This window comes from Pseudodesulfovibrio thermohalotolerans (assembly GCF_021353295.2).
Taxonomy (GTDB): Bacteria; Desulfobacterota; Desulfovibrionia; order Desulfovibrionales; family Desulfovibrionaceae; genus Pseudodesulfovibrio; species Pseudodesulfovibrio thermohalotolerans.
The window spans coordinates 3,341,338-3,352,972 of record NZ_CP120635.1 but is presented as its reverse complement, the minus strand read 5'-3'; the positions used below and the strand labels follow the sequence as shown (position 1 = coordinate 3,352,972).

Genomic DNA, 11,635 nt, shown 5'->3' with positions numbered 1-11,635 from the left:
AATTACACCTTCTCTGCATCAATTTTGTCGTACTCAGCATGAGTGCCGACAAAGCGAATATAAATAATCTTAGCAACAAAATTTATTACGACAATAATCCTGTAGGTGTTTCCTTTGATGTTAAAAACGTATCTGTCATTGCCTAGCGGGGAAGCAGAAGGGTACTTGGCTTTAATGTCGGTCCAAGTTTTCCAGTCCTCTTTGCGAACTTCATGGAACCAAGAGTCAAGCGCATCTTTTGCGTCAGCGTGGCTGTCCCCATACTCGCGTAGTGTCGCCCGACTGATTATTCTCATGTCTGTCTCTTGCTGCCTCCTGTTCAGAACATAGTTGGTTCCCAAAAAAAGTCAACAGGAAAAGTTCATGAATTGGGAACTTGTCGTGTGCGACCTTAATGTGCGTTCGACATTGTGAGTAGGTTTGTGCGTAGATTTTGAGATCGAATTTAATTACTTAAGTTAAAGCAATGGGTTATGTTACATATTCACGTCCCTCCCCTGCCAAATTTTAGGCCGATTAAATTCGCGACCGTATGGAGAGCCCCTTTTGTTCGGGGCTCTTTTGTTTTTTTCGGGGGGAGCACCTCGGCAGGAGGGCGGTATCTCATGGACTTTTTCCAAGGGAAACAGGCGTGAGGGATGCTCTACAAAAAAAGCGGCGTTTCGCTCTCCAGCGAAACGCCGCATGTTTTTTAGGGGTTGCGTGGTTTGGCTCTGGGATTACAGGCCGTATTGGGTGCGGATGAGGTCGTAGACGCCTTTTTCGCGTAGTTTGGCGGTCGGGGCCAGGAAGGTGGCTGTGACGGTGCCGGGGGCGCGGCCGATCTGGATGTTGCCGGTGATGGTGGCGCGGTTCATGACCTCCGGGACCGTGCAGTCCAGGAATTCGGCGGCCCTGGTCAGGGCGTTGCTGGTGGCGTCGTTCAGGGTCGGCCCGGAGCCGACAAAGGAGATGGGGGCCGATTCTTCCAGGGCGACGCCCCATTTCTCGGCCTCCAGCATGGCCTGATGCTTTTCCTCGTCGTTCAGGGGGCGGGCCAGGAGCGGAAGGTCGTCGTACACGGGCAGGATGATGGGGCCGCCGCAGGTGACGCCCTTGAGCACGGACACCTGCATGGTGACGACGCCGGATACGTCGGCCGTATGGCCCGCGATCTCGCCGTCGCCCTGCATGGCGTGCATGTCGCCCACGTATACGCCGCCTCCGGGCACGCGCACCGGGGCGATCAGCACAGCGCCCGCGCGCACGCGGTTGATGTCCATGTGGCCGTCGGTCACATCGTCCAGTTGCTCCTGGGTGATGCCGTATTCGTGCGGCGCATCCACCAGGAAGGAGCCCAGGTCGCGGGCGTTGTGGGAGTCCGGGGTGTTCCGCACGGGCACGACACCCAGTTGGCCCACAAAGGGAATCATTCTGGCGACCAGTCCCGGAAGGTCGCTGGGGGCCATGGCCACCACCGGGTTCTGGATGGAATTATCCGGGATGCACATGTTTTCCCGGGCGTCGTCGGCAGCCTTTTGCGCGGCTTCCTTGTTCAGGGTCACGCCCAAGGTGCCTTTGTCGTTGAAGGCGATGGTGTAGCCGTTGGTAAAGGCGAAAGGAGCCGCCGGAGCGCCGCATTTTGCGCATTTGACGCACTCGGGGCCGGTGCCTTCCACGCAGGTCTCCTCGTACAACGTGCCGCACTGGGGGCATTTGCCCGCAACATAGGGGTCGCCCAGGAATCGGTCGGCGAACGTGGTGTCGTTGCCCGAAGCGGTGCAACGGGAGGTCACGTTGATGGACAGGATGCGGATGGCGATGGAGTCGCCAGGCTCGGCTCCCTCGACCTGTACGGGCCGGGTCACTTCGTGGCCGCCGCGGATGGCCGGGGTGAGCATGGGCCCCCAGCAGCCCGGAGCGGTGTTGGCTATGATGACGCCGCCGTCTTCAACGGGGCCGAGCATGGACTCGTCGGGGCCGAGGATACCGTTGGTGAATTGGTTTACGAACACTGTCTTACTGGCCATGTGGTATCTCTCCTTGTCTGAATGTTGCCTTTCAGCCGCGAGATCGACTCAACCCCGCTTTCGAAGGCGATTGAATCCTGATTTTCAATATATGCACTCCCCGGCTTAAAGCAAACCTTCCGGCAGAAGAATATGTCAAAAACAACAGGCGGATTTTTGTTTATGTAATATACCGGAGCGGTGCATGAAAGCATTGCCCGATTCGCCATCATGTAGTGTCCGATGGAGGTGACGTTTTTATTTATCGATTTGTTGCCTTGCTGTTTTCATGGGTGTAATTTGTAAAATAATTTGCCGCCCATTGCCTTTGGTTCCGCAGGGGAGTCGAAAAGTCCGGGCGGCGATTCGTACAGCAAGGAGGATTTTATGCGAAAAATCATGTTTTCCGCGTTTCTCGTTTTCGCCGTCGCGCTCTTTTCCGTGCCCGCCTTTGCCGAGGGGCCCGTCAAGACCCTCCCCGGGGATGTCACTTTGGTCCAGGCGCAGACGATACTTCAGGCCGCGTTGAAGAAAGCCGAGGAAATCAAGGTGCCCATGAATATCGCCATCGTGGACGCGGGCGGCAATCTCAAGGCGTTCTATCGCCAGGAAGACGCGTTTCTCGGCAGCATCGACATCTCCATCAAGAAGGCCGTGACGGCCCGGTACTTCAATATGTCCACCCGGACCCTGGGTGCCGCATCCCAGCCCGGCGAGTCACTTTACAGTATCGAGGTCAGCAATGACGGCCTGATCCTGTTCGCGGGCGGCGTGTTGCTCGTCGACAAAAACAACGTCATCATAGGAGCCATCGGCGTGTCCGGCGGCACCGTGGACGAAGACGAAAGTGTGGCTATGGCCGGGGCGGCGGTCATCAAGTAGCTTCCGTTTCTGCTAATCCGAACACTGTGCGGCCCGGTCCGGGGAATCTCCCGGTCCGGGCCGCGCTCCTTTCGCAAGGTGAGAAGCGGAGCAAGTGCCGCAAGGCTGTTGACAGCGATGCAACCAAGTTGCACCATGCAATTGTCTTGCTCGAATCGGGCAAGGCGAGACTTCAACCCATGGAGGGTGTCATGGCGGTTTCCGATATGGTGAAAAAGGTGTTTCTGGTCGCGCTCGGGTTGACCTTGGCCTGGGCCGGTCCCGCGTCGGCGGCGGGCAAGGTGCGGGCGTTCGTGTCCATCCTGCCGCAGAAGTATTTCGTGGAGCGCATCGGCGGGGAGTTGACGGATGTGAGTGTGCTGGTTCAGCCCGGGGCCAACCCGCACATGTACGAGCCCACTCCCCGGCAAATGGCCGCCCTGGCCAAGGCGCAGGTCTATTTCGCCATCGGCATCAATCTGGAAGACGTCTGGCTGCCCAAATTGAAGGGGGCGAACAGGGACATGCTGGTGGTCCGCACCCAGGAGGGCGTGGACAAGATCCCCATGATCGAGCACCATCATGACGAGGCCGAGCACCATCATGATGAGGCCGAGCACCATCATGATGAGGCCGAGCACGAGGGGCACGATCATGCGGCCGCGCACTCGGATGAACATGACCACGGGATTCTCGACCCGCATATCTGGCTCGATCCCGTGCGGGTCAAGACCATAGCGCGAAACACCTGCGACGGGCTGGTTCGGGCCGATCCGGCTCACAAGACCGAATACGAGGCGAACCTGGCGGCGTTTCTGAATGAGCTCGACAAGCTGGACGCGACCATCGCCGAGGCCATGGCGGCCATCCCGGTGGGAAAGCGCGCCTTCATGGTCTTTCATCCCTCCTGGGGATACTTCGCCCAGCGGTACGGCCTGACGCAGGTGGCCATCGAGGCGGGCGGCAACGAGCCGAGCCCCAGGCATCTGGCCGAAATCATCGAGCACGGGCGGGAGCTCGGGGTGACCGTGGTTTTTGTCCAGCCCCAGTTCTCCAAGCGGAGCGCAGAGGTAATCGCCTCCGAGCTGAACGCACGGGTCCTTCCCCTCGATCCGCTGGCCGAGGACTGGAAGGGCAACCTGCTGCACGCGGCCGAGGCGTTCGGACGCGCTTTGAGCTGACGCGATGTCCAGGAGGCCGTCATGACGCTGCTCGATTCTGCCGAGGCCGCTCGGGAACTGCTCGAACGGGCGGGCCTGGAGCCGACCCTCAATCGTATCATGGTTGTGTCCGCCGTGGCCGCGGGGCATGGCCCGGTGACCGCCGGAGAGGTCCTCGCCGAGGTCCTGCGCGAACACAAGCTCAACCGGGTCACGGTCTACCGCATTCTCGACCTGTTGGCGGAGAAGGGCGCGATCAATCGAATCAGTTCGGGCGAGCGGGCACAGCATTATTGCGTGGGACGAGCGCACAGCCATTTCCATTGCACCGGCTGCGGGCGGATTCAATGCATCGCCAACGAGGCCATCCGGTTCGACGAGTCCGCCGTGGCCGACTCCCTTGGCCTACTCGTTAGCCATGTGGACCTTGTTCTTGAGGGCTTGTGCCGCGATTGCGCCCGTGCGGCGGGAGCGTAGGTTCCCGCTGATGGGGCCGTTTGCGGCGGACGGCGGGCCTTTGCGGGGGAGAGCCTGCGCGCCCGATCGTTCATGGCGGCATGTGACAACAGGCAAAAAGAAAGGCTCCATGGCGGTGATTGGAGCCTTTCGGGGGGAGTTCCCGGCGGGGATTGCCGGGAAAACAATTGTTCTCAATGAACGGTGTCATACACTCACACTTTCACCATGAAGACAATAGGGGAAGCTCCTGTTGTTGCTTCCTCCTTTCTGGGAAAAATTCCCATTTAGCAAAAGAAAACCGCCCGGAGGGTCCGGGCGGCGTGGGGTTGCGGGTGTTCGAATCAAGTTGCCGAGGGCGCTAATCTTCGAGAAGTTTGCGGGCGATGTCGAGGTCGTAGAGTGCCAGCGGGTTGCGATCGGTGTTCTTCTCGCGGAACATGACGGCGGCGGCTTCAATGGCCTGGTAGGGGACCCACTGGTGCTTTTCCCAGATGATGGGTTCGTCGGGGTTGTAGAGGCGGAATTCTATCTCGCCCTGGTTGTCGCGCACATACATGCGCACTTCGGGGTGTTGCAGGGACGGGGTGTAGTATACGCCGAGTTCGTCTTTCATGGCGTGTCCTCCTAAGCTTGAAAGTTGAAGCGGACCGTGTCGCCCGAGTGGTAGACCTTGACGCTCATGCCGCCGAGGAGCACGTGCAGGGGCCTGCCGAAGAAAAAGTCGTTCAGTTCCGCCGACATGCCGGATTTCTGCGGAACGAGGCGACGCATTTCAATATCATATACGACCATCTCCTTGAGCTCTTCGCCCGCCTGGCCGTCGCCTTCGCGGGCCGCCTTGGCCAGCTCTTCCATGCGCCGGGGATCGCACCGCCGGTCGTGTTCGGCCATGAGTTCGAGCAGGGGGTGTCCTTCGGGGAGCAGGTCGGCGCGTGTGAGCCGCTCCTCCTCGTACATGGCCCGCAGCGGGGCCACGTCTTCGCAGAACAGCGCTTCGCACTCGGCAGGACGGGTGGCGTAGATGGCGCAAGTGTTGCTTTCGGGACTCAGGTAGAGGCAAGTCCAGGTTCCGTCGCGTCCCTTGATCTTGAGCATCTCGGAAGAGAGCGGCATGACTTGTTGCGCGGGTTGGTCGTATACCCATTCACCGGCGCGCAAGGTGACAACGTCGGCCAGCGGGATGGAGCCGTCCTGAAGGAGCGGCAGGTCCTGAACGTGGAGGGCCGGGCCGCCTTTGCGGCAGCACTGTCCGCAGCGGCGGCAGCGGGGGGCGTTAGTGTTTTGAATCTGCAAGTTTGTGTTGCTCCTTAGACCCTTTTGCTGTAACGGTTATGGCGGTCAATATCCTGTCCAAGGGACCGATACTCCGGCTCGGCCGCGAAGGCAAGGTCGGGGTGGCGAACACCCCCTGAATCAGGTAGTCCATTGAGTCCGCAAGCTGAGGATTGACAATGGGTTCTTGGATATTTCGGTTGACAGAAAACCGAAGGGTTCAGTACATTGTCAGCCCTGCATACCTTGTGAATATTGGCGCAATTGCCGTTATTCCAGGTAGTTGCGTTACGTAGGAAAAGGCGTTCTGGCTTCAGGTGATTTTTTCACCATTTGCCGGCCCGGGCGCAATAATGGTTGATGGCAACATCTTAATCAAACTATGGAGGTTAAGGGAATGGCGAAACACAAAACTCCTCTGTTGGATCAGCTGGAAAGCGGCCCGTGGCCCAGCTTCGTATCCGACATTAAACAGGAGGCCGACGCTCGAGCCAAGAACGAGAAGGGTCTGGATTACCAGATCCCCGTCGATTGTCCCGATGATTTGCTGGGTGTCCTCGAAATGTCGTACACCGACGGCGAAACTCACTGGAAACATGGCGGCATCGTCGGCGTTTTCGGTTACGGCGGCGGCGTTATCGGCCGTTACTGTGACCAGCCCCAGATGTTCCCCGGCGTCGCTCACTTCCACACCGTCCGCGTGGCTCAGCCCAACGGCAAGTGGTACAACACCGAGCTGCTGCGCAATCTGATCAAGATCTGGGAACTTCGCGGTTCCGGTCTGACCAACATGCACGGCGCCACCGGCGACATCGTGTTCCTGGGCACCACCACTCCGCAGCTGGAGGAAATCTTCTGGGAACTGACCCATGACCTGGAAATCGACCTCGGCGGTTCCGGCTCCAACCTGCGTACCCCCGCTACCTGCCTCGGCATGTCCCGCTGTGAGTACGCCTGCTACGACACCCAGGAGCTGTGCTACAACCTGACCCAGGAATACCAGGACGAACTCCACCGTCCGGCGTTCCCCTATAAGTTCAAATTCAAGTTCGACGGCTGCCCCAATGGCTGCGTTGCCGCCATCGCCCGTTCCGACCTGTCCTTCATCGGTACCTGGAAGGATCCGATCAAGGTCGATCAGGAAGCCGTTGCCGCCTACGTCGGCGGCGAAATCGCTCCCAACGCCGGCGCCCACGCTGGTCGTGATTGGGGTGCGTTCGACATCCAGAAGGAAGTCGTTGACCTGTGCCCGTCCAACTGCATCTCCTACGAAGATGGCAAGCTGGCCATCGACCACAAGGAATGCGTCCGTTGCATGCACTGCATCAACACCATGCCTCGCGCCCTGAAAGTCGGTGACGAACGCGGCTGCTCGGTTCTGTGCGGCGCCAAGGCCCCGATCCTCGACGGTCCCCAGATGGGTTCCCTGCTCGTTCCGTTCATGGAAGTGAACAAGGACGACGACTACCAGGCCATCAAGGACCTCATCGAGAACATTTGGGATTGGTGGATGGAAGAAGGTAAGAACCGTGAGCGTATCGGCGAGACCATGAAGCGTCTGGGCATGGCTGCCCTGATCGACGCCGCCGGCGTTCCCGTTGACGCCCGCCAGGTTCAGGAACCTCGCCACAACCCCTACATCTTCTGGAAAGCCGAAGACGTCGAAGGTGGTTGGGACCGCGATATCAACGAATTCCGCAAGCGCCACCAGCGCTAAAAAGAGGAGTGAATCAATATGGCTTTTATTTCTTCCGGGTACAATCCCGACAAACCGATGGAAGGTCGGATTTCCGACATCGGACCTCGTCACTTCGGCGAGTATCTGCCCCCGGTTATCAAAAAGAACTTTGGTAAATGGGACTACCATGAGATCATCGAGCCCGGCATCCTGCTGCACGTGGCCGAGTCCGGCGACAAGACCTACACCGTCCGCGCTGGTACCGCCCGCCTGATGTCCGTCACTCATATCCGTGAAATCTGCGAAATCGCCGACAAGTTCTCCGGCGGCTACGTCCGTTTCACCACTCGTAACAACCTTGAGTTCCAGGTCGAGACCGAAGAGGCCGCCAAGGAACTGAAGACTTACCTGAACGGCCAGACGTTCCCCGGCGGCTCCCACAAGTTCCCGGTCGGCGGAACCGGCGCCGGTGTGACCAACATCGTTCACACCCAGGGCTGGGTCCACTGCCACACTCCGGCCACCGATGCTTCCGGTACCGTCAAGGCTACCATGGACGTCGTGTTCGATGACTTCCAGAACATGAAGCTGCCCGCCCCGGTGCGCATCTCCATGGCTTGTTGTCTGAACATGTGCGGCGCGGTGCACTGCTCCGATATCGCCATTCTCGGTATCCACCGCAAACCGCCCATCATCGACCACCAGTACCTGGACAACCTGTGCGAAATCCCCCTGGCCGTGGCCGCCTGCCCCACCGGTGCAGTCCGTCCGTCCAAGGTTGAGATCGACGGCGAGACCTACAAGACCGTCGCCATTAAGCAGGAACGCTGCATGTTCTGCGGTAACTGCTACACCATGTGTCCGTCCCTGCCCCTGTCCGATGGCGAGGGCGACGGTATCGCGATCATGGTCGGCGGCAAGATCTCCAACCGCATCACCAAGCCCGCCTTCTCCAAGGTCGTGGTTCCCTACGTGCCCAACGAGCCGCCTCGCTGGCCCACGATGACCAAGGTGATCAAGAAGATCCTCGACACCTACGCCGAGGATGCCAACAAGTACGAACGTTTGGGCGACTGGGCCAACCGCATCGGTTGGGAGCGTTTCTTCGAGAAATGCGAGCTGCCCTTCACTGAGCATCTGATTGATGACTTCCGTGATCCGGCGTACTACACTTGGCGTCAGACCACTCAGTTCAAGTGGTAGAAAAATGAAGCACCGGGGTACGGCTCTCAGCCGTACCCCGGCTTTAGAAAAAGAAGGAGTCCATCATGGCACTCGATCCCGAAGCTGCAAAAGCTGAAATCATCAAGTTTTGCGAAGAGAAGTCCAAGAGCAAGACCAAGTTCTACTTCAACGACTTCACTAAGCTTTTCCCGGATGAGAAGAGCCGCGCTGTCAAAAAGCTCCTGACCCAGCTGGTTCAGGAAGAGAAAATGGTGTTCTGGTCCTCCGGGTCCACCACCATGTACGGCCTGGCCGGTGTCGGCAAGCAGGCTCACAGCGAGGGCGAAGACTAGTCTTCCGTCCTGATCGCTTTTCAAGCCTTGCCCTCGTCGAGTAGATGACGGGCAAGGCTTTCTTGGTTCAATAAGCCCTCATTCAAACGTGCCCGAATCCGTTCCTCGCATACTTTTGGCCGGTTTGTCCGGCGGCACCGGCAAGACGATAGTGTCTCTGGCCCTGGCGCGCGCCTTTCGCAGGGCGGGGCGTGTCGTGGCCCCGTTCAAGAAGGGGCCGGACTATATCGACGCGCAGTGGCTCGGCCTGGCTGCCGGGCGCGGCTGTTCGAACCTTGATCCATTTTTTCATTCCCGCGAGATCATCCGCTCCGTCTTCTATCACAAGTCCGCAGGCGCGGACCTGAGCCTCGTCGAAGGCAACCGAGGCCTGTTCGACGGCATGGACGAGCGCGGCACCTGTTCCAGCTCCGAGCTGGCCCGCATGATCGACTGCCCCGTCATTCTGGCGATCGACTGCACCAAGATGACCCGCACCGTGGCCGCCGTGGTGCAGGGGTGCGCCGGGTTCGAACCGGGGCTGAATCTGGCGGGCGTCATCCTCAATCGCACGGCAGGGGAACGGCATCGCTCGGTTCTGCTTCGGTCCATGGAGACCTACAGCGATGTACCGGTCCTCGGGGTGCTGCCCAAGATGGGCGCGAATCCCATCCCCGAACGGCATATGGGGCTCATGTCCGACCAGGAATACGATGGCGCCGGCCATCTGGACCGGCTGGCCGATCTGGCCGAGGAATGGCTGGACCTTGACGGCATTGCCGCTGTAGCCGACGCCGCACCGAATTTCGGTCCTGCTCCGGCTCCCGTATTCCCCGGCCCGGCGGCTGCGAAGGCGGCCCGCATCGGCTACGTCCACGACGCGGCCCTGTGGTTCTATTATCCTGAAAATCTGGAGGCCCTGGAACATGCCGGGGCCGAACTGGTGCGCGTCAGCCTGCTCGATGGCGAACCCTGGCCCGAGGTCGACGGCCTCTATCTGGGCGGCGGCTTTCCCGAGGTTTTTGCGGAGCGCATTGCGGCCAATCGTCCGGCCCTTGATTACCTGCACTCCCGAGCCGAGGCCGGGATGCCCATCTACGCCGAATGCGGCGGGTTCATGGTCCTGTGCGACACGCTTGAAGTCGACGGGGCGTCGCACAAGATGGCGGGTGTGTTTCCGCTGGGCACAGCGTTCTGTCCGCGTCCGCAGGGACTCGGCTACACCGAGGCCGAGGTGGTGGAGGACTCCGTCTTTTTCCCCCGGGGCGAACGCATTCTGGGCCATGAATTCCATTACTCCATGTGCGTGTCCGACGGCGCGGCGGACCTGCGGCACGGGTTGCGCATGTGCCGGGGGCAGGGCAGTGCGCTGGGTCGTGACGGGTTCCTGCACCGGAATACCTGGGCCGGATACAATCACATTCACGCCCTTGCCGTCCCTGGCTGGGCCAACCGTTTCGTGGCCGCCGCGGCCGCGTACGGAAAGGGCGGCGGACAGTAAATTTCTTGTCTCGGCACGTTCTTTCGTGAGACACTGCCGGTACACAATCACCCATTCTTACATTAAAGCCATAAAAGTGAGCTGTAAATGAGCATACCTTTCATCGACCTGAAAACGCAGTACAGGCAGATAGAAAATCGGATCAAGGACAACATTGAAACCGTGCTTGAGCACGGTGCCTATGTCATGGGCCCGGAAATCGGCGAACTTGAAACCCGTCTGGCCGAATACACCGGCGTATCCCGCGCCGTGAGCTGCTCCTCCGGAACCGACGCGCTGCTCATGTCCCTCATGGCGTTGGGCGTGGGCCCCGGCGATGCCGTTTTCACCACTCCGTTTACCTTCATCGCCACGGCCGAAGTGGTGGCCCTGCTCGGCGCAACCCCGATTTTCGTGGATGTCGACCCCGTGACCTACAACCTTGACGCCGACGACCTGCGGCGCAAGATTCGCCACGTAAAGGAAAACCGCAAGGAACTCACCCCCAAGGGCGTCATTGCCGTGGATATCTTCGGCCAACCCGCCGACTACGATGCCATCGAGCCTCTGGCCCACAACTCCGGGCTGTTCCTGTTGGTCGACGCGGCCCAGTCCTTTGGCGCAACCTACAAGGGCCGGTCCGTGTGTTCCCTGGGCGATCTCGCCTGCACCTCCTTTTTCCCGGCCAAGCCTCTGGGCTGCTACGGCGACGGCGGCATGGTCTTCGTCAACAACGAGGAGCTGCACAAGCTGCTGGTCTCCATCCGGGTGCACGGCATGGGCTCGCACAAGTACGACAACGACAGGCTCGGCCTGACCGCCAGGCTCGATTCCATTCAGGCCGCTGTGCTGCTGGCCAAGTTCGAGATTTTCCCCGACGAGATCGCCAAGCGTCAGGAAGTGGCCAACCGCTATGCCGAGCTTCTGTCCCGCGTGGACGGGCTGACTCCGCCTTCCGTGCCCGAGGGCAATGTCTCGGTCTGGGCACAGTATTGCGTGCTGGCGCGGGATTCCGAGCAGCGCGCCGAGGTCATGGCCAAGCTGTCCGAGGCATCCATTCCCACGGGCATCTACTATCCCAAGCCCTTGCACCTGCAGAAGACGTTTGCCTCCCTTGGCTACAAGGAGGGCGATTTCCCGGTGTCGGAAGATGTGGCTTCGCGCATCTTCGCCCTGCCCATGCATCCCTACCTGACCGCCGAGGATCAGGAGACCATCGTTAAGGTTATCGAGGGGTAGCG

General features: G+C 59.9%; 12 protein-coding genes. 8 read left to right on the top strand and 4 right to left on the bottom strand.

All coding sequences use genetic code 11. The annotated features are described in order from the left end of the window. Nucleotides 1–2: 2 nt before the first annotated feature. Both LF599_RS15740 and LF599_RS15735 read right to left on the bottom strand, forming a co-directional pair. A complete protein-coding gene (locus tag LF599_RS15740; RefSeq protein ID WP_279521453.1) occupies nt 3–296 on the bottom strand; it encodes a type II toxin-antitoxin system HigB family toxin in 294 nt (97 codons plus the stop codon). A gap of 423 nt (nt 297–719) precedes the next feature. Beyond that, nucleotides 720–2,009, bottom strand: coding sequence for an acetamidase/formamidase family protein (locus tag LF599_RS15735; protein WP_279521452.1), 1,290 nt, complete (start codon nt 2,007–2,009; stop codon nt 720–722). 366 nt (nt 2,010–2,375) lie between these two features. Between LF599_RS15735 and LF599_RS15730 the strand changes: the two genes are divergently transcribed. The 3 genes from LF599_RS15730 to LF599_RS15720 all read left to right on the top strand — a co-directional run bounded on the left by LF599_RS15730 (nt 2,376) and on the right by LF599_RS15720 (nt 4,486). After that, nucleotides 2,376–2,870, top strand: a complete 495-nt coding sequence (locus LF599_RS15730) for a GlcG/HbpS family heme-binding protein (RefSeq protein WP_269942989.1) — start codon at nt 2,376–2,378, stop codon at nt 2,868–2,870. 191 nt (nt 2,871–3,061) lie between these two features. Next, nucleotides 3,062–4,030 carry a metal ABC transporter solute-binding protein, Zn/Mn family gene (locus LF599_RS15725; protein ID WP_279521451.1) on the top strand — a complete coding sequence of 323 codons (969 nt, stop codon included), beginning with the start codon at nt 3,062–3,064 and terminating at the stop codon, nt 4,028–4,030. 21 nt (nt 4,031–4,051) lie between these two features. Then, nucleotides 4,052–4,486 carry a Fur family transcriptional regulator gene (locus tag LF599_RS15720; protein ID WP_279521450.1) on the top strand — a complete coding sequence of 145 codons (435 nt, stop codon included), beginning with the start codon at nt 4,052–4,054 and terminating at the stop codon, nt 4,484–4,486. Between the two features lie 340 nt (nt 4,487–4,826). Here LF599_RS15720 and LF599_RS15715 read toward each other — a convergent pair whose 3' ends face one another. Beyond that, entirely contained in the window at nt 4,827–5,081 is a 255-nt protein-coding gene (locus tag LF599_RS15715) for a hypothetical protein (protein ID WP_269942984.1), read from the bottom strand. A gap of 11 nt (nt 5,082–5,092) precedes the next feature. Next, complete coding sequence (locus LF599_RS15710) at nt 5,093–5,761, bottom strand: YkgJ family cysteine cluster protein (RefSeq protein WP_279521449.1); 669 nt, start codon at nt 5,759–5,761, stop codon at nt 5,093–5,095. A gap of 376 nt (nt 5,762–6,137) precedes the next feature. Between LF599_RS15710 and dsrA the strand changes: the two genes are divergently transcribed. The 5 genes from dsrA to LF599_RS15685 all read left to right on the top strand — a co-directional run bounded on the left by dsrA (nt 6,138) and on the right by LF599_RS15685 (nt 11,633). Continuing rightward, nucleotides 6,138–7,457: a dissimilatory-type sulfite reductase subunit alpha gene (gene dsrA / locus LF599_RS15705; protein WP_279521448.1), complete on the top strand. Its 1,320-nt coding sequence runs from the start codon at nt 6,138–6,140 to the stop codon at nt 7,455–7,457. An 18-nt stretch (nt 7,458–7,475) separates the two neighbouring features. Beyond that, entirely contained in the window at nt 7,476–8,621 is a 1,146-nt protein-coding gene (gene dsrB / locus LF599_RS15700; RefSeq protein WP_279521447.1) for a dissimilatory-type sulfite reductase subunit beta, read from the top strand. A 65-nt stretch (nt 8,622–8,686) separates the two neighbouring features. Beyond that, the gene (locus tag LF599_RS15695) at nt 8,687–8,935 is read left to right on the top strand and encodes a dissimilatory sulfite reductase D family protein (protein WP_269942982.1); all 249 of its coding nucleotides are present in this window, start codon (nt 8,687–8,689) and stop codon (nt 8,933–8,935) included. Between the two features lie 115 nt (nt 8,936–9,050). Continuing rightward, nucleotides 9,051–10,415 carry a cobyrinate a,c-diamide synthase gene (locus tag LF599_RS15690; protein WP_404823720.1) on the top strand — a complete coding sequence of 455 codons (1,365 nt, stop codon included), beginning with the start codon at nt 9,051–9,053 and terminating at the stop codon, nt 10,413–10,415. A gap of 87 nt (nt 10,416–10,502) precedes the next feature. Beyond that, nucleotides 10,503–11,633, top strand: coding sequence for a DegT/DnrJ/EryC1/StrS family aminotransferase (locus LF599_RS15685; protein WP_279521445.1), 1,131 nt, complete (start codon nt 10,503–10,505; stop codon nt 11,631–11,633). The last annotated feature ends 2 nt before the right edge of the window (nt 11,634–11,635 follow it).